14 protein-coding genes, 1 other RNA gene and 1 pseudogene are annotated in these 17,643 nt (G+C 70.7%); 9 read left to right on the top strand and 7 right to left on the bottom strand.

The features are described from left to right. Positions 1–274 precede the first annotated feature (274 nt). From J8M50_RS11965 to asnB, 4 genes are read left to right on the top strand one after another with little or no spacing between them, the layout of a single operon-like run. Positions 275–1,546 (top strand): beta-ketoacyl-[acyl-carrier-protein] synthase family protein, encoded by a 1,272-nt coding sequence (locus J8M50_RS11965; RefSeq protein ID WP_010359669.1) that lies wholly within the window; start codon positions 275–277, stop codon positions 1,544–1,546. Next, positions 1,543–2,781 carry a ketosynthase chain-length factor gene (locus J8M50_RS11960; RefSeq protein ID WP_010359670.1) on the top strand — a complete coding sequence of 413 codons (1,239 nt, stop codon included), beginning with the start codon at positions 1,543–1,545 and terminating at the stop codon, positions 2,779–2,781. Before J8M50_RS11965 ends, J8M50_RS11960 begins: the two co-directional genes overlap by 4 nt. 29 nt (positions 2,782–2,810) lie before the next feature. Next, the gene (locus J8M50_RS11955) at positions 2,811–3,068 is read left to right on the top strand and encodes an acyl carrier protein (protein ID WP_040838434.1); all 258 of its coding nucleotides are present in this window, start codon (positions 2,811–2,813) and stop codon (positions 3,066–3,068) included. A gap of 44 nt (positions 3,069–3,112) precedes the next feature. After that, positions 3,113–4,951, top strand: a complete 1,839-nt coding sequence (gene asnB / locus J8M50_RS11950; protein WP_010359672.1) for an asparagine synthase (glutamine-hydrolyzing) — start codon at positions 3,113–3,115, stop codon at positions 4,949–4,951. 52 nt (positions 4,952–5,003) lie between these two features. On the opposite strand, the gene J8M50_RS11945 is transcribed toward asnB, so the two are convergent. Beyond that, positions 5,004–5,153 (bottom strand): hypothetical protein, encoded by a 150-nt coding sequence (locus J8M50_RS11945; protein ID WP_158002838.1) that lies wholly within the window; start codon positions 5,151–5,153, stop codon positions 5,004–5,006. 133 nt (positions 5,154–5,286) lie between these two features. On the opposite strand from J8M50_RS11945, the gene J8M50_RS11940 reads away from it, so the two are divergent. From J8M50_RS11940 to J8M50_RS11920, 5 genes are all read left to right on the top strand, one after another. Continuing rightward, positions 5,287–6,120 (top strand): alpha/beta fold hydrolase, encoded by an 834-nt coding sequence (locus J8M50_RS11940; RefSeq protein WP_010359673.1) that lies wholly within the window; start codon positions 5,287–5,289, stop codon positions 6,118–6,120. Beyond that, entirely contained in the window at positions 6,117–7,022 is a 906-nt protein-coding gene (locus tag J8M50_RS11935) for an alpha/beta fold hydrolase (RefSeq protein WP_010359674.1), read from the top strand. The genes J8M50_RS11940 and J8M50_RS11935 overlap by 4 nt, the downstream gene beginning before the upstream one ends. Then, positions 7,019–8,572: an FAD-dependent oxidoreductase gene (locus J8M50_RS11930; protein ID WP_010359675.1), complete on the top strand. Its 1,554-nt coding sequence runs from the start codon at positions 7,019–7,021 to the stop codon at positions 8,570–8,572. The genes J8M50_RS11935 and J8M50_RS11930 overlap by 4 nt, the downstream gene beginning before the upstream one ends. Beyond that, complete coding sequence (locus J8M50_RS11925) at positions 8,569–9,885, top strand: amidohydrolase family protein (RefSeq protein WP_010359677.1); 1,317 nt, start codon at positions 8,569–8,571, stop codon at positions 9,883–9,885. The genes J8M50_RS11930 and J8M50_RS11925 overlap by 4 nt, the downstream gene beginning before the upstream one ends. A gap of 135 nt (positions 9,886–10,020) precedes the next feature. Continuing rightward, positions 10,021–10,629, top strand: a complete 609-nt coding sequence (locus tag J8M50_RS11920) for a TetR/AcrR family transcriptional regulator C-terminal domain-containing protein (protein WP_010359679.1) — start codon at positions 10,021–10,023, stop codon at positions 10,627–10,629. A gap of 50 nt (positions 10,630–10,679) precedes the next feature. Here J8M50_RS11920 and J8M50_RS11915 read toward each other — a convergent pair whose 3' ends face one another. The 6 genes and pseudogenes from J8M50_RS11915 to J8M50_RS11890 form a co-directional block, all read right to left on the bottom strand. Continuing rightward, positions 10,680–10,928, bottom strand: a complete 249-nt coding sequence (locus tag J8M50_RS11915) for a hypothetical protein (protein WP_010359681.1) — start codon at positions 10,926–10,928, stop codon at positions 10,680–10,682. A gap of 947 nt (positions 10,929–11,875) precedes the next feature. Then, complete coding sequence (locus tag J8M50_RS11910; protein WP_223786199.1) at positions 11,876–14,119, bottom strand: tetratricopeptide repeat protein; 2,244 nt, start codon at positions 14,117–14,119, stop codon at positions 11,876–11,878. A 601-nt stretch (positions 14,120–14,720) separates the two neighbouring features. After that, positions 14,721–15,122, bottom strand: an RNA gene (gene rnpB / locus J8M50_RS11905) — RNase P RNA component class A. 115 nt (positions 15,123–15,237) lie between these two features. Next, positions 15,238–15,954, bottom strand: a pseudogene (locus J8M50_RS50060) (DMT family transporter); the annotation flags it as partial. 73 nt (positions 15,955–16,027) lie between these two features. Then, complete coding sequence (locus tag J8M50_RS11895) at positions 16,028–16,861, bottom strand: helix-turn-helix domain-containing protein (protein ID WP_010351904.1); 834 nt, start codon at positions 16,859–16,861, stop codon at positions 16,028–16,030. 73 nt (positions 16,862–16,934) lie between these two features. Beyond that, positions 16,935–17,597 carry a TetR/AcrR family transcriptional regulator gene (locus J8M50_RS11890; RefSeq protein ID WP_010351905.1) on the bottom strand — a complete coding sequence of 221 codons (663 nt, stop codon included), beginning with the start codon at positions 17,595–17,597 and terminating at the stop codon, positions 16,935–16,937. Between the last annotated feature and the right edge of the window lie 46 nt (positions 17,598–17,643).

Raw genomic sequence — 17,643 nt, 5'->3', positions numbered from 1 at the left:
GACAAATGGCAACTCTCCCCACGGGAGGCTATTTCCGGAGCCATAGAAAGGCAAACGTTCAGTAAAGCCACAGCGGGTAACCGTGAAGGATCTGGACATTTCAGGTGGCCGCCGCCCGGATTAAAGATCGACTACTCCCGGAACGGGGCGCTCCCTTTTCGGAACACAGAATTCCAGCACTGGGCGCCTTCGGCTGGACGATGGCTCTAACTACGCTCGAACGCCGCGCCCCATCGTCATTCCGGAGCCAGCAGAGGGAGACACTGTGACGGGGTTGAACGAGGAACGCCGGGTCGTCATCACCGGAATCGGTGTGGTGGCACCCGGCGGAATCGGAAAGAAGCAGTACTGGGATCTGCTCACGGCAGGCCGGACGGCCACCCGCACCATCTCGCATTTCGATGCCTCGCCCTTCAGATCGCGCGTGGCCGCGGAATGTGATTTCGATCCGGTTTCCGCGGGCCTCAGCCATCGGCAGATCCGGCAATGGGACCGCACGACGCAATTCGCCGTGGTGGCGGGTAAAGAGGCGCTGGAGGACAGCGGAATCATCGGCCAGTCCGATTCCTGGCGCACCGGAGTCATGGTGGGCACAGCCTGTGGCAGCACGGTGAGCCTGGACAGCGAATACGCGATCGTCAGCGATCAGGGAAAAGCATGGCTGGTCGATGAATCGCATGGATCGCCCTATCTCTACGACTACTTCGTGCCGTCCTCCATGGCGGCGGAGCTGGCGTGGACCGCGGAGGCGGAAGGGCCCGTGGGCGTGGTCTCCACCGGCTGCACCTCCGGCATCGACGTGGTGGGCCACGCCGTCGACCTGATCCGCGACGGGGCGGCCGACGTCATGATCGCCGGCGCGTCGGACGCGGCGATCTCCCCGATCACGGTGGCCTGCTTCGACGCCATCAAGGCCACGTCGGCGCGCAACGACAGCCCGGAGACCGCCTCCCGCCCCTTCGACCGCACCCGCAACGGCTTCGTGCTCGGCGAGGGTTCGGCGTTCTTCGTCCTGGAGGAGCTGGGTCACGCCCGGCGCCGCGACGCGCACATCTACGCGGAGATCTCCGGCCACGCCTCGCGCTGCAACGCGTACTCCATGACCGGGCTGCGGGACGACGGGCTGGAGATGGCGGACGCCATCACCGCCGCCCTGGACGAGTCGCGCTTCACCCCGGCCGACCTCGACTACGTCAACGCGCACGGTTCCTCGACCAAGCAGAACGACCGGCACGAGACCGCCGCTTTCAAGCGCAGCCTGGGCGAGCACGCGTACCGCACGCCGATCAGCTCCATCAAGTCGATGATCGGGCACTCCCTCGGCGCCATCTGCGCCCTGGAGGTGGCGGCCTGCGCGCTGGCCGTCGAGCACTCGGTGATCCCTCCGACGGCCAACCTCCACGAGCCGGACCCGGAGTGCGATCTGGACTACGTGCCGCTGGTCGCACGCGAGAGCCGGGTCGACACGGTGCTCAGCGTGGCGAGCGGTTTCGGCGGCTTCCAGAGCGCCGTCATGCTGAACAAACCGGAGCGGAGGGTGGCGTGACCACCGCGACCAAGGCGGCCGTCCGTACGGTGATCACGGGGATCGGCGTCGTGGCACCCAACGGGTTCAACACCGAGGACTACTGGTCCTCGGTGCTGCGCGGCGAGAGCGGCATCCGCAGGATCTCCCGCTTCGACACGTCCGGCTACTCCGCCGGGATCGCCGGCGAGATGCCGGAGTACGACCCGGCCGGGCATCTGCCCGGGAGGCTGCTGCCGCAGACGGACCGGATGACCCGCCTCGCGCTGATCGCCGCGCAGGAGGCGTTCACGGACGCGGGTGCGGTCCCCCGGGAGCTGCCGCCGTTCGCCTGCGGAGCGGTGACCGCGGCCTCCGGCGGCGGCTTCGAGTTCGGCCAGAAGGAACTCGAGGCGCTGTGGAGCAAGGGCAGCCAGTACGTCAGCGCGTACCAGTCGTTCGCCTGGTTCTACCCGGTGAACACCGGGCAGATCTCGATCCGGCACGGGCTGCGCGGGCCGGGCAGCGCGATCGTGGCCGAACAGGCGGGCGGTCTCGACGCGGTGGCCAAGGCCCGGCGCCATCTGCGGTCCGGCACCTCGCTCATGCTCACGGGAGGGGTCGACGGCTCGCTCTCGCCCTGGAGCTGGCTGTGCCTGCTGCGCTCGGGGCGGATCAGCTCCTGCGACGATCCGCGCCGCGCCTTCGTCCCCTTCGACCACGGCGCCACCGGGTCCGTCGTGGGCGAGGGCGGCGCCCTGCTCGTCATGGAGCGGGCCGCCGACGCACGTGACCGCGGAGCGGAGCGGAGCTACGGCGAGGTGGTCGGGTACGCCGCGACCTTCGATCCGCGGCCGGGGTCCGGCCGCCCGCCGGGACTGCGGCGCGCCATTGAACTGGCCCTGGAAGACGCTCAGTTGACGCCGGCCGAGGTCGGGGTCGTGTTCGCCGACGCGAGCGGTGTCCCGGAACTCGACCGGATCGAGGCCGAGACGATCGCCGCCGTCTTCGGCCCCCGTGCCGTCCCGGTCGCCGTGCCCAAGACGACGACGGGCCGGCTGCTCGCCGGGGGCGCCTCACTGGACATCGCGACGGCGCTGCTGTCCCTGCGCGACGGCGTCGTGCCCCCCGCCGTGCACGTGGAGCACCCCGCGTACGAGGGCCTCATCGACCTGGTGCGCGATACGCCGCGCGAAAAGGAAATGACCACCGCGCTGATACTCGCCCGGGGCCAGGGCGGATTCAACTCCGCCCTGATCGTCCGTAAAACCGCGTGATCCAAAGACCTTGAGAGGAAATGACGAAGATGGCCGAATTCACTGTGCAGGATTTGGTGCGGCTGCTGCGGGAGTGCGCCGGGGAGGACGAGTCCGTCGACCTGGAGGGGGACATCCTCGACACGACCTTCGAGGACCTCGGCTATGACTCGCTCGCCCTGTTCAACACCGTGAGCCGCATCGAGCGCGACTACTCGGTCCAGCTCTCGGACGAGGTGGTCACCGACGCCAAGACGCCACGGCACCTGACGGACCTGATCAACGTCGGACTCGCCGAGCGCGTCTGACCGCATCTCCGGCAGCCCGGCAACCGACAGGAGAATCAGCCGCGATGTGTGGCATAGCAGGATGGATCGACTTCGAACGGGACCTCTCCACGGAACCGGGCGCGGCACGGGCCATGACCCGGACGATGTCGTGCCGCGGCCCCGACGCGGAAGGGCTGTGGCACGACCGGCACGTCGCTCTCGGTCATCGCAGACTGGCCGTGATCGACGTCGCCGGAGGCGTTCAGCCCATGACGGCGACGGGCGACGACGGGGAGGTGGTCGCGTGCCTGACCTTCTGCGGCGAGGTCTACAACTACCGTGAGCTGCGTACGGAGTTGCAGGCGCTGGGCCACCGGTTCCGGACCGCGAGCGACACCGAAGTGGTCCTGCGGGCCTACCTCCAGTGGCACGAGGGGCTCGCCGAACGGCTCAACGGCATGTTCGCCTTCGCCGTCTGGGACGTCAGGACCGAGGAACTGCTGCTCGTGCGCGACCGCATGGGGGTCAAGCCGCTCTTCTACACGCCCACGGAACACGGCGTGCTCTTCGGCTCCGAGCCCAAGGCGATCCTGGCCCACCCCCAGGCGTCCCGCAGGGTCGGACGGGACGGCCTCTGCGAGATCCTCGACATGGTCAAGACCCCCGAGGCGGCCGTCTTCTCCGGCATGCACGAGGTCCGGCCCGGCCAGCTGGTGCGGGTCGGCCGGGGCGGCCTGGCCAAGCGGACCTACTGGAAGCTGGAGGCCCGCGAGCACCCGGACGACCTGGACACGACCGTCGCCACGGTGCGCGGGCTGCTGGAGGACATCGTCGACCGGCAGATGGTGTCGGACGTCCCCCTGTGCGTGCTGCTCTCGGGCGGTCTCGACTCCTCCACGGTGACCGCGCTGGCCGCCCGTACCGCGTCGCCCCTGCGCTCCTTCTCGGTGGACTTCGCCCAGGCCGGCGAGCGTTTCCTGCCGGACGCCGTGCGCGGTATGCGCGACGCGCCGTTCGTCCAGGAGGTGGTGCGGCATGTGGGGTCCGAGCACACCGAGGTGGTCCTGGACAGCGACGAGCTGATGGACCCGGTGCTGCGGGCCGCCGTGCTGCGGGCGGTCGACCAGCCGCCGGCCTTCTGGGGCGACATGTGGCCCTCGCTCTACCTGCTGTTCCAGGCCGTCAAGCGGCACTCCACCGTCGCGCTCTCGGGCGAGGCGGCCGACGAACTGTTCGGCGGATACCGGTGGTTCCGCAATCCCGGGGCGCTGCACGCCGACACCTTTCCCTGGCTGACCTCGGGGTCGGCGCGGTACTTCGGCGGACTCGGGCTGCTGGACCGGGGCTTCCTGGACAAGCTCGACATCGCCGGTCACCGCCAGGACAGCTACCACGACGCGGTCGCGGAGCTGCCCGTGCTGCCGGGCGAGTCCGCCGACGACCGGCTGATGCGCAAGGTCAGCTACCTCAACCTCACCCGCTTCGTGGGCACGCTGCTCGACCGCAAGGACCGGATGAGCATGGCGGTGGGCCTGGAGGTCAGGGTGCCGTTCTGCGATCACCGCCTGGTCGAGTACGTCTTCAACACCCCGTGGGCCATGAAGTCGTTCGACGGCAGGGAGAAGAGCCTGCTGCGCGCCGCGGCCTCCGATCTGCTGCCGGCGTCCGTGACCGGACGGCTGAAGAGCCCGTACCCCGCCACCCAGGACCCCGCCTACGAGCGTGCGCTGCGGACCCAGCTCGCACAGGTCGTCGCCGACCCCGACTCGCCGGTGCTGCCACTCCTCGACGTGACGCGCGTACGCAGCCTCGTGGAGCGCCCGATGGGCGAGGTGAGTCAGCCGTACGACCGGGGGAGCCTGGAGATGGCGCTGTGGCTGGACGCGTGGATGACGGAGTACGACGTCAGCCTGGACCTCTGACCCGGCGGCCACGCGAAGCCGGCCGGGGAGCCTGACGACTCCCCGGCCGGCTTCAGCCCTGCTCGCGGCGCGGCGGCGCCTCGGCCGCCCCGGAGAGCATGTCCCGCACCTCCGGCAGGGCGAGGTACAGGGAGCCCACCCCCACCATCGACCGCCCCAGCCCGACCGAGAACCTGCGCAGAACGCGGTACAGAACTTTCATCGCTCGTCCCCTGACGATCGGCGAAATCGGCAAGGTTCAGGATGGTGAGCCGCGCTCGACGCACGCACGGGAGCGGGTCGACGCGGGGACCGTCTCTTGACACGACCACCATATCGGCAACACTGTATCCATTATGAATACCTGGTCCGAGCCCCAGCCCGATTCCCGGTTCGTCGAGGTGGACGGCCTGCGGATCCACTACAAGCGCGCCGGGCACGGCCCGGCACTCGTACTGCTGCACGGCAGCGCCTCGTCGCTCCAGCACTTCGACCGCGCGACGGATCTGCTGTCGGACTCGTTCGACGTCATCCGTCCCGACCTGCCGGCGTTCGGACTGACGGGCCCGCGCAAGGACCGCGACTACCGCGTCCCGGCATACGCCGCGACGGTGGCGGGCTTCGCCGAGGCGCTGGGCGTGCCGCGCTACGCGCTGGCCGGCAATTCCCTGGGCGGCGACATCGCCTGGAACGTCGCACTGGACCACCCGGAGCGGCTGACCGGCCTGGTGCTGGTCAATGCCACCGGCTACCCGGAGAAGACAGTGCCGGCGGGCATGCGCCTCACCCGCAACCCCCTGGTGCGGCCCCTGCTGAGGCGGGTGATGCCGCGCGGGGCACTCGAACGCAACCTGCGCGAGGCCGTCGGGCCACATTCGAAGATCGTGGACGACGCCATGGTGGACCGCGCCCATCAGCTCATGAGCCGCCCCGGCAACCGCTCGGCCTTCGTCGACTTCTGCAACACCGACCAGCCGGACCGCAGCGCGCAGCTCCCCCGCATCGCGGTCCCCACGCTGGTGCTGCGCAGCGCGCGCATCGACGGCCAGCACTTCAGCCGCGACATCCCCGGCACCCAGGAGCTCGTCCACCCCCACGGCGGACATCTGCTGCCGGAGGAGGAACCGCAGTGGGTCGCGGACGCGATCACGACGTTCCTCGGCTCCCGCGCCGACAGGCCCACCCGATGAAGTACTTCGTCGCCCCGGGCGAGGACCGCACGCTCACCACCGACTCGCGCAGGACACTGCGCGGCAGCTTCGTCGAGCTGTCCGACGGCGTCACCCACTACGAGCTGACGGGGCCCGAGGACGGGGACGTGGTCCTGATGGCGGGCGGCCTGACCATCCCGCTGTCCTACTGGGACGGCCTCGTCGGCGAGCTGCACGCCCACGGGCTGCGCACGCTGACCTGTAGCGCCTACGGCCGCGGCTACTCCGACCGGGTACCGGCGCGGTACGACGAGACGCTGTTCGCGCGGCAGCTGGCCGAGCTGACGGACCGGCTCGGCCTGACGGCGCGGCCCCTGCACCTGGTCGGCACCTCCATGGGCGCGCTGGTCAGCATGGTGTACGCCGACCGGTACCGCTCATCGGTGTCCACGCTCACCATCGTCGGCCCCGCCGGTCTCGCGAAACCGCGGCCGACCTCCCCCGACCGGCTGCTGCGCAGCGATCTGCTGGCCAGAGCGATCGCCCGCCGTCGCGGCCTCCGGCTGCTCCAGGGGCACCTCGGGCACAACGTCCGGGACCCCGGGCTCGGCGCGAAGCTGACCGAGATGGTCCTCGACGCGTTCCGCTTCGAGGGCTCGCTGTACGCGGTCTTCGACACCTTGCAGCACCTGCCCGTCACCGGCCGGGACGACCTCTTCCGGCGGACGGGGGCCCTGGGCATTCCGACGCTGCTGCTGTGGGGCGACGAGGACGACGTCACGCCGCTGGAGCACTTCGACACGGCACGCGCACTGCTGAAGCCCCAGAAACATCATGTAATCGATCAATGCGGGCATATGGCCCCCTTCGAACGGCCTCGTGACGTCGCCGATCAGCTCGTCCCGTTCGTGTCCGCACGCGCTGGAAGGCTCGACCCATGAACGACCCGCAAGCCATCGACGTACTCGTCATCGGCGCCGGCCCCTCGGGCTCCGCCCTGGCCATCGACCTCGTACGCCGTGGACTCGACGTCCGGATCGTCGACAGGTCCCCCCACGCCTTCGACGGCTCGCGCGCCAAGGGCATCCAGCCCCGCAGCCTCGAAGTCCTCGAAGACCTCGGCGCTCTCGACGACGTGCTGGCCGGCGGCGACGTCTATCCCAAGCTCGGGATCCACGCGGGACCCATCGGGGTGCCGTGGAAGATGTTCCCCCGCAAAGAGGCGACCCCGGACGTCCCGTACCCGAACACCTGGCTGATCCCGCAGTTCCGCACGGACCGCGCCCTGCACGCCCGGCTCGGTGAGCTCGGCCGCGAGGTCGAGTTCGGCAGGGAACTGACCGGGCTGACGCAGGACGAGGACACGGTGACCGCCACAGTGGCGGGTGAGGAGATCGTCGCCCGCTACGCCGTGGGCGCCGACGGCGGCTCCAGCGCGGTACGCAAGCAGCTCGACATCGGGTTCGCCGGGACGACGGACGACGCCGACCGCGTACTGATCGTGGACGCCTCCGTCAGCGGCCTGGCCCGCAACCGGTGGCACATGTGGCCCGGCCTCGGCGGCAAGCTCATCGGCGCCTGTCCGCTCCCCGGCAGCGACATGTTCCAGTGGATGATCCGGCTCACGCCCGACGAGAAGCCGCCCCAGGAGATCGGCGCCATCGTCGACCGCATCCACTCCCACACCCGCAACCGGCACATCCAGCTGCACGAGATCCACTGGACGTCCGTGTTCCGGCCGAACATCCGTCTCGCGCGGCAGTACGGCCGTGGCCGGGTCTTCCTCGTCGGCGACGCCGCGCACGTCCACACCCCGGCCGGTGCCCAGGGCCTGAACACCGGTATGCAGGACGGCTACAACCTCGGCTGGAAGCTCGGCCAGGTCCTCGCCGGAGCCGACCCGGCCCTGCTGGACACCTACGAGGCCGAGCGGCAGCCGATCGCCGCCGGGGTCCTGGGACTGTCCACGGAGAAATGGGGCGGCCTCGCCAAGCTCGACCCCTCCAGCATGAAGCGCGGCAAGGACGAGCAGCAGCTCGCCCTGACGTATTACGGCGGCCCGCTCGCCCCCGCCGACGGTGACAGCACCGGCACGCTGCACGTGGGCGACCGCGCCCCGGACGCCCGACTGCTCGGCACCAATGGCGCCGAGACCCGCCTGTTCAGCCTCTTCCAGGGACCGCACTTCACCGCCATCGCCTACGGCCCCGGCGCCGCCCGGGACCTCGAACGCCTCGACTGGCCGCCGACGGGCGCCCGGCTGAAGCGGATCGCCGTCGGGCCGTCCGCGGACTTCTCGGACCCCGAGAACACACTGCGCAGTGCCTACGGCCTGACCGGCGACACGCTGCTGCTGATCCGTCCCGACGGCTACATCGGGCACATCGCCACGTCGGATTTCCTCACCACCACACAAGCCGCCGTGCGGGCAATGACGCCCGAGGCAAGGAGCCGCACCATGTACCGGCAGAGCTCGGGGGCCGCTGAATGAGCCGCATACTGCTGCGCGGGGCGCGGGTCGTCACGATGACGCCGAACCGGCCGGACGCCGAGCGGGTCGATGTCCTCGTCGACGGCGAGACCATCGCCGTCGTCGGCGAAAACATCGAGGCGCCCGACGCCGAGGTCGTCGACTTCTCCGGCCGCGTCATCATCCCCGGCCTGGTCAACGCCCATCTGCACACCTGGCAGACCGCGCTGCGCTCCGCGGGCGCCGACTGGACGCTGATGGAGTACCTCACCCACCTGCACGGCAAGTGCGCCGGCCACTACACCCCGGCCGACCTGCACATCGGCAATCTCGCCGGCGCCCTGAACCAGCTCAACTGCGGTACGACCACGGTGGGCGACTGGTGTCACAACGCCCTCTCCCCCGACCACGCCGACGCGGCCGTAGAGGGTCTGGTCCAGGCCGGCATCCGCGCCGTCTTCCTGCACGGCACGCCCTACCGCTCGCCGGACACGCCCCACCCGCTCGCCGAGATCGACCGGCTGCTCGACGGCCCCGTCCAGGGCCGCGCCCTCCTCACCCTGGGCATGGCCCTCCAAGGGCCGCAGTACTCCTCCGCCGAGACCGCGGTGGCCGACTTCCGGGCCGGCGCGGAACGCGGCCTCGTCGTCTCGATGCACCAGAGCGGCGGCGAACCCTCACCCGGCTGGGAAGCCGTGCGCAACGCCGGGCTGTTCAGCCCCCTGACCAACGTCGTGCACGGAGTGGACCTGCCTGAGGAGTGGCTGAAGACGCTGGTCTCTGCGGGCGTCACCTTCACCACCACCCCGGAGAACGAACTGGGCCAGGGTCACGGCACACCCGTCACCGGACCCCTGCTGAGCCTGGGCGCGGCGCCCTCGCTGGGCACCGACATCGACACCGCCGTACCCGGTACGGTCCTCACCGCCGCCCGGATCGCCCTCGCCCACCAGCGCGGCCTGGACCACGCCCAGCACCGGCGGACGACCGGTACGTACGTCGGTATCACCAGCAGACAGGCGCTCGCCTGGGCCACGGTCGAAGGGGCGAAGGCGCTGGGTCTGGCGGACAAGGTGGGCCGGATCGAGGCGGGCATGCAGGCCGATCTGGTCGCCGTCGACGCCCGGGCGCTCAACCTGTGGCCGGCGCACGATCCGGTCGCCACGGCCCTGCACGCCGACATCGCCAACATCGAAGCGGTGATGGTCGCGGGCACCTGGCGCAAACGCGATCACGTGCTGCTGGCGTCCGGCCTCGACGAGGTCAAGGACCGGCTGCGGGAGTCCGGGGAACGGCTGCTGCGTGGCATCGGCATCCGGTCCGCAGGCTCTTAGCAGCCCCATGCCCCTCCTCACCGGCGATCTTCATACTGGATACGGTGCTGTTGTTATGGTGCTGGCCGAGGAGGTGGACGTTCAGTGGCAGCAGCTGGTCCTGCGCAAGCGGCTCGGCGTCCGGGGCGTCCGCCCGTGCCGCTGGAACGCATCATCTCCACCGCACTGCAGATCGTGGACGACGAAGGGGCCGACGCCCTCTCGATGCGGACGCTGGCCCAGCACCTGGGTTCGGGCACGGCGACCCTGTACCGGCATTTCGACAACCGGGCGGCGCTGGTCGCCCATGTCGTGGACCGCATGTTCGGCGCCGTGGAACTGAAGGGCGACGAACTCCGCGCGATGGGCTGGCAGCAAGCGCTGCGGACGGTCGCGCACACCATGTTCGAGGCCCTGGCACGGCACCGGAACGCGGCGCGCCTCATGGTCGAGGAGATTCCCCTGGGGCCGAACGCCATGGCGCTGCGGGAGCACTGTGTCGCGGCGCTGCTCGACAGCGGCTTCCCGCCGCGAACGGCCGCGCACGCCTTCGCCACCCTCTCCCGCTACGTCCTCGGCTTCGCCATCCAGGTCAACGGTCACGACGACGCACAACTGTCCGCCGTCTTCCAGAACGTCGATCCGGCCCTGTTCCCGGCGACGGCCGCCGTCGCCGGGTCGATGCCCGTTCCGATCGAGGACGAGTTCTCCTTCGGACTCGAACTCCTTCTCAGCGGGCTCGCCCACCTTCGCGACGACGCCTGACCAGTCCGTCCGTCACTGCGCGGCGACGGCAGGGGCGCGGTACTTCCGGGTCAGCCCCTTGAGGTCGTAGGCACGAGTCCCAGGTGGCTGAGGAAGCGGACGAAGGGGGCATGGCTTCCGGCGGTGTCGTCCCCCGGAGCTGGGGATCGACAGCACGATGAAGAGAGGGCGACCACTGCGACGGCCGTGATGCTCAGCGCGCTGAACAGCAACAGCTCCCACGGGTGGTCCAGCGGCATGCCGATCCAGTCCGCGATCCCCGGATAGACACCGCTGACGAGCACCGCGACACCCGTCATGATTCCCCGGCGGCTGCGGCCCGAGTGGCTTTCCATGCGGTAGAGCGGGCTGGGCGTCGACGAGGCTGGTGGCGATCAGGGAGCCCGTGAACCCGGCCAGCGCCAGCAGGAGGGCGTAGGAGAAGGCGGAGAGGCCGCCGCCGGTCCCGCCGGGAACTTCCTTCCGCCCACACCAGCACCCTGCCCCTCCACGACCGCCTCGCCCTCAACGGGCCCGGGTCCGTGCCCTCGTCCTGCGCGCGGACGGGCTTGTCCCCGCCAGCTCCTCCTCGACCCCGCAGACGAACAAGCGCACCGCGTGGAAACGGCCGCCGACGCGGTACGCCACCGCTTCCGCACGGCGCGCAGGAGGTACTGCCGCTCCCACCACGCCGGCTTCTGCCTCACCGTGGACCGGGCCGTCCGCGACACCACGGATCCCGGGATCCGGATCACGGTGACCCGGGGATGGTTCAGGGGCCGTCGACAGACCAGCCGGGCGATCACGGCCCCGGCCAGGCTGTGTCGCGCATCACTGTGACGGGTGAGGGGCTGCGGACAAGGGCTGGATGTGACGAGATATTCGAGGCACGCCCGGATACGAGCGGGTGCTCCAGAGGCATTCCAGGCGCTGTACGTCCGCGACGCCCCGTCCAGCTCGGCGGCGGGCTCCGCCCGGTTCACCTCCAGCGGGTTCACCGTCGACGGCACCTTCAAGGCCGGGAACATCGCCACGGACCGTGTCACCGTCACTCCCACCCCAGCGAACACCTCACCTCGGTCACCGTCACCGGCCTGAACCTGAAGGGCACCACCTTCCGGGCTCTAGCCACCGCCTCTACGAACGCCCCCGGAACAGCCGTCACCAACGTGACCGCCACCGGCCTGACCGTCTGGCTGACCCGGACCAACACCACCAGCACCCGCCGTCGACTGGATCGTGATCGGAAGCTGATGACCCACCCGAATCAAGAACTTCCCGCGCCCGTACGACGTATCGCTTCTGCCGCTTCCTGCCAGTGGGCGAGGTTGTTTCGGGTGGTGAGGGTGTGGGGGTGGTCGGGGCCCAGCACCCGCAGGAAGTCGTCCAGCAGCTCGGCGAAGGCGGTGGCGGCTCCTGCCGCATCCCCCGCCTCCCCCCGCCAGCGGGCGAGGCTGTGCCGGGTGGCGAGAGTGTCGGGGTGGTCAGGGCCCAGCACCCGCAGGAAGTCATCCAACAGTCCGGCGTTTGCAGTGGCGGCTCCTGCCGCATCCCCCGCCTCCCCCCGCCAGGAGGCGAGGCTGTGCCGGGTGGTGAGAGTGTCGGGGTGGTCAGGGCCCAGCACCCGCAGGAAGTCATCCAGCAGCTCGGCAAGCGCGGTGGCGGCGCTTGACACGTCCCCCGCCATCCCCCGCCAGCGGGCGAGGTTGTGCCGGGTGGTGAGGGTGTCGGGGTGGTCGAGGCCGTGCCGGGAAGTCGTGGTGCGGGTGAGGTGGTGGAAGTAGTCGCGGGCAGCGGTGACCTGGCCCGCCTCCCCGAGGCTGTTGCCGGCTCGGAACAGCACGCCATGTAGCCGGGGGGACAGAAGGGCGGGTTCGGCGTGGGTGGTCAGGGTGGTGGTGTTGGCGCGCAGAGCCTGCGCGAGTGTGGTGTCGGTCTCAATGTCGGGCCAGACGTCGAGGAGGGCGTCGGCCGCGGTGAGGGCGATGTGGTTGTGCTGGTCGGGGGTGAGGGTGTCGCGGACGGTGCGCTGGATGAGCTGGTGGACGCGGACGGCCTGGTGCGGAGTGGAGGGGGCGTGGTCGATGAGGCTGAGCCGGTACAGCGCGCGGAGCGCGAGCCGGGCTTCGGCGGCGGTGACTCGGCCGGAGTTTCGGTCCGTAGCTGCGGTGAGGAGATCGAGTGCCGGTCGGCTGGTGAGGACGGTGTCGGGGATGCCGTTGGGGTCGAGGAACGCGGCGAGCTGAAGCAAGGGCCGGGCGAGGCCGGCGGGCCGGAGGGTGTCGGCGCGGTCGAGGGAGATCTCCCAGGCAGCGGCGGTGGTGTGGGTCTGGCCGTCGGGGAGGGTGTCGGGGCTGGTGTCGGCGAGTGCGATGGTGCGGTCGGCGAGCAGGGCGCGGTAAGCGGTGCAATCGATGCCGGTGTCGATGAGGTAGGCGGCGGCCTGGGACAGGGCCAGCGGCAGGTGGCCGAGGTCACCGGCCAGGGTGGCGAGGTGCTCTGCGGGTTCGGTGCGGTCGCGGGCAGCCAGGGCGGTGGTGAGGTAGGCGATGGACTCGTCCTCGGTGAACAGTCCGACCTCGATGAGACGCCGGCCGTCGTGGGTGAGGGCGGCGTCCTTGCGGCGGGTGGTGACCAGGGTCCGCCCGTGGGGGCTGGACGGGGGCCACAGCCCGGTCAGGTCGGCGGGATCACCGACGTCGTCCAGCACCACCAGCCACCGCCACGGCTGCCGCTGCTGCGGGCCGGGCTCCAGCCGGGCCAGGAACGCCTGCGCCGCATGCTCGGGCTCAACGCCCAGGAGTTCGACACCGGCCTGCGCATACCCGGACACGGTCTCGGCGGCACTGGCAGCGGTGATCCACACCAGCACGTCCAGTCCTCCCGCCTGCCAGGCGGTGCGGGCGTAGTCGGCGGCCAGCTGGGTCTTGCCGACCCCGCCCATTCCCGCCAGCACCCCGCCCGTCATGACCCCGTCCGCCGAGCCGACGACCGTGGTCCCGCCCCCGACCAGCGCCGCCGCCAGCCGGACAGCCTCAGCCCGGTCCTGGAAACAGCCCGCCCGTGACGGAATCACCCCCACCTGATGCGGCAACCCGCCCAGCCTCCGCGACGACCCGACGTAGATGTTCTGGGTGCCCTTGCCCAGCACCGGACCACCGTCGAACGCGCCGGACCGGAAGTCGACATGATCCCCTGCCACCGCATCCGCCCCGGCGCCCGCAGCCCGCACCTGCTCCACGAGCCGCCCCAGCTCCACCGCAAACCGCCCGTCCGCCTTGACGGCATCCTCCACAGAGGCCACCAGTCTCCGCCGAGTGTGCTCCGCTATCGCTCCCCGCCCGTTCTCCACTTCCACCCGAGCCCGCTCCAGCGCAGGGTCCCCACCGAGCCGACGGCCGATCAGATCGTGCAACTGGCCCCCCGGCCCGCCGCTCCCCCCGTCCGCTCCCACCGGCCTGCGCACCAACCACGCGCACACATACTCGACCGCCGCTTCGACCCTCGTCACCGGCAGCCCCCTCCCCGCGCCCACGGCGCTGCCACCCTACTGATGCGACCGAAGCGGCACGCCTCAAACCTCAGGGAACTGCCCCGCCAATGCGGACGATGACCCACGCCGGAGAGATTCGGACCCTCCAGGATGTCGAGCACGTAGCCGGGGGGCTTCTCCCCACAGGCCACGCTGCATGTGTGCGAGGCAGGGCACGGAGAAGCGACCGTAGTCGTCGGGAACGTTCGCACCGCAAGACCTGGACGTGACGTATTCGTCGTCCGGCACGGATTCGGCCCTTGTCACCCACTCCAGGTCAGCGACCTGACACTCACCCCGACCCACTTCGAGCGCCTTCAGGAGAACACCGTGCCCCTGTCATCGCGCGGTGACGGGTGTTCCGTGAACCAGCGCCATTCCCACCCCACCAGGGATCTTCATACGGTGGTCCAGCCGTTTACGGGAATCACTCGCCACGGCGCCCCGCCCCCACCCGCAACTCCTTGCGCAACATCTCCGCCGAGACGTTCGCCGCAAGCGACACCCCGATCCCCAACAGGAAGGCGGACCACATCGCAGGCCCCGATCTGGCTATAACGCCAGTTCAGAGCCCTGCCAGCAGACGAGCCGGGCCGTACGCCGGGTTCTGTTTCCTCGGGGTCCTCGCGGGCCCCGGGGCGACGGCCATCCATCTAGGGCCGACGTTGCCGTCAGCCTCGTGCGGTCTACCCGCGAACTCGGGCGGGCAGCCCTCGAACGTCCGCGCAGAGCGCGTTTCACCGCGCTCCTTTTGACCTTGCTCCGGGTGGGGTTTACCTAGCTGCCCAGGTCACCCTGGGCACTGGTGGTCTCTTACACCACCGTTTCACCCTTACCCGGCGCCGAAGCGCCGGGCGGTCTGTTTTCTGTGGCACTGTCCCGCGGGTCACCCCGGGTGGCCGTTAGCCATCACCCTGCCCTGTGGAGCCCGGACGTTCCTCGGGGCCCCCAAGAGGGACCACGCGGCCGTCCGCCCGGCTCGTCTGCCGTGTCGACCATGTTACCGGCCGTGCGGCGCGCTTCGGTCCGGCGGCCGTGGCCAGCACGGAGCCCGCGAGGATGAGCGCGAAGGCCGCGCCGATGCCGAGGGTGAGCTTCTCGTCCAGGAAGAGCGCCCCGGCGGCGACGGCGACCGCCGGATTGACGTACGTGATGACCGTCGAGCGCGTCGGGCCGATCTCCTTGATCAGCTCCAGGAACGCGACGAAGGCGATCGCGGTGCAGATCACGCCGAGCCCCGCGAGGGAGGCGAGGACGGTCGCCGAGGGCATCTCGGAGGGCCAGGTCGCCGCCGCGAAGGGCGCGTAGACGAGGGCGGCGAAGGCGAGGCAGGCGGCGGTGAGGTGGAGGGAGGGGACGTCCTTGAGGTGGCGGGCGGCTATCAGGGGCGCGGTCGCGTAGCCGACGACCGTCACCAGCACCTCGGCGAGCGAGCGCGCGTCCCCGCCGGTCAGGTGCGGGACGGTCAGCACGCCCACGCCCACGAGGCCCAGCGCCAGGCCCGCGATCCGCCGCGCGCCGAGCCGCTCCGTGTCGCCGAAGAACCGCGCGAGGACGACGCCGACGATCGGGACGCCCGCGATCAGCAGGCCCGCCGTCGAGCTGGAGAGGTGGCGCTCGGCGTCGGTGAGGGTGATCCAGGGGCCGACGATCTCGATGACCGCGAACGCCAGCATCGGCAGCCAGTGCGCGCGCACCGCGCGCGGGAGGCCGCCCTGGCGGATCGCGAAGGGGAGCAGCAGGGCCGCGCCGAGGGCGCAGCGCGTGAACACCACCATGGACGGGGAGAGGTCCTCCACCGCCACCTTGATCATCAGATAGGGGATGCCCCAGACCACTCCCATCAGGGAGAACAGGAACCAGCCACGTGCAGTCATGACCCGAGTCTCACCCCCTCCCCCGCCGGTCGTCTTGAACGCTGTTGCGGTACGCCGCCGGGGTGACGCCGAGGACGCGCCGGAACCAGCGTGTGAGGTGCGCCTGGTCCGCGAAGCCGACGAGGGCGGCGGCCTCGGCGGGGCGCAGTCCGGCGTCCAGCAGCCCCCGCGCGCGGTGCACCCGGTGCTGGGCGAGCCAGGCGTAGGGCGGCAGCCCCATCGTCGTACGGAAGGCCCGCAGCAGCTGGTACCGGGACAGCCCCAGGTCGGCGGCGAGCGTGGACAGGGCCGGTGGTTCGAGGAGTTCGTCGGCGAGCCGGTCGCGTACCGCGCGGGCGAGCGCCGTGGCTCCGGGGAGGCGGTCGTCCGTCGGGCGGGCGGTGGAGTGGCGGCGGGCCAGGGCCGTGAGCAGCCAGGGGACGGTGGACTCCGCCTCCAGCGGGTCCGGGTGCGCGCTGAGCGAGACGTGCGTGCGGCGCAGGGTCTCGGCCAGCTCCGGGTCGTGGATCAGCGGTTCGCGGAAGTGCGGTACGCCGCCGAGCGTGCCCTCCCCGAGGAGGCCCGGTTCGGCGTAGACGGCCCGGTAGGCGTACCCGTCGGTGGCGTTTCCCGGTCCCCCGGTGTGCGTCTCGCCGGGGGCCAGTACGACGATCGTCCCGGGCCCGGTACGGACGTGTCCGCCCCGGTAGGCGATCACCTCCGAGCCGCCGACGCACACCCCGACGGTGAACTCCGCGTGCGCGTGCGGCGCGTAGACGTGTTTCTCGAACCGCGCGCTCAGCAGGTCGACCGGCGCCCCGCCCTTCCCGAGCCGCGCTCTCGTCCACAAGGCTTGCTCACCCATCTACCGCTCCCCCGTTCACTGCGTTCCGCTCCGGCGAACTCCTCCGCCGCGTTCCCGTATTCCAGCAGGCACGTCAGACAGCCAAGGCGGCCTCCAGTGCGGTGAACGCGCGGGTCAGGCGCGCGCGGTGGTCGCCGGCCACGGCGGACGCCGGTTCACCCGCCAGGAGGCGCCGCGCGGAGGTGACGTACACCGAGCGGTACGCGGCGACGGTGAGAGCGGCGGCCAGGTCCGGGGCGGGGTACTCGGGGGCGGTCTCGGCGAGAGCCGTGGCCAGGGCCGATTCCACTTCCTCGACGCCCTCGCGTGCGCGGGCGCGCAGGGCCGGTGAGCCGATGACGATCCGCCAGAAGGCGGGCAGGTCGTCGTCCAGCGCGGAGAAGGGGTGGCGCTCCTCCAGGAGCGTGATCGCCAGGTCGCGCAGGGCTGTCAGGGGGGTCTGGTCCGGGGGACGGTGACGGACGGTGGCGGTGACGGTCTCGACCACGTCGGGGATGCGGTCGAGGAAGAGGTCCTCCTTGCGCGGGAAGTAGTTGAAGACGGTCATCGTCGAGACCTCGGCCTCCCGGGCCACCTCCGCGACCGTCACCTCGTCGAAGCCCCGCGCCTCGAACAGGGCCGTCGCCACGTCGGAGATCCGCAGCCGCGTCGCCCGCTTCTTGCGTTCACGCAGGGACAGTTCGACCGCCTGCTCCAGCCTCGTCCGCCCGGCTCCGGCCGGCTCCGTGGATTCCATGCAGAAAACTATAGCGGAAACAAACTTTTAGTGGCTACAGTATTTC

The organism is Streptomyces acidiscabies, from assembly GCF_020010905.1.
Classification (GTDB): domain Bacteria; phylum Actinomycetota; class Actinomycetes; order Streptomycetales; family Streptomycetaceae; genus Streptomyces; species Streptomyces acidiscabies.
Note: the sequence above shows the minus strand (reverse complement) of the source record. Positions and strands in the feature narration are given on the sequence as shown.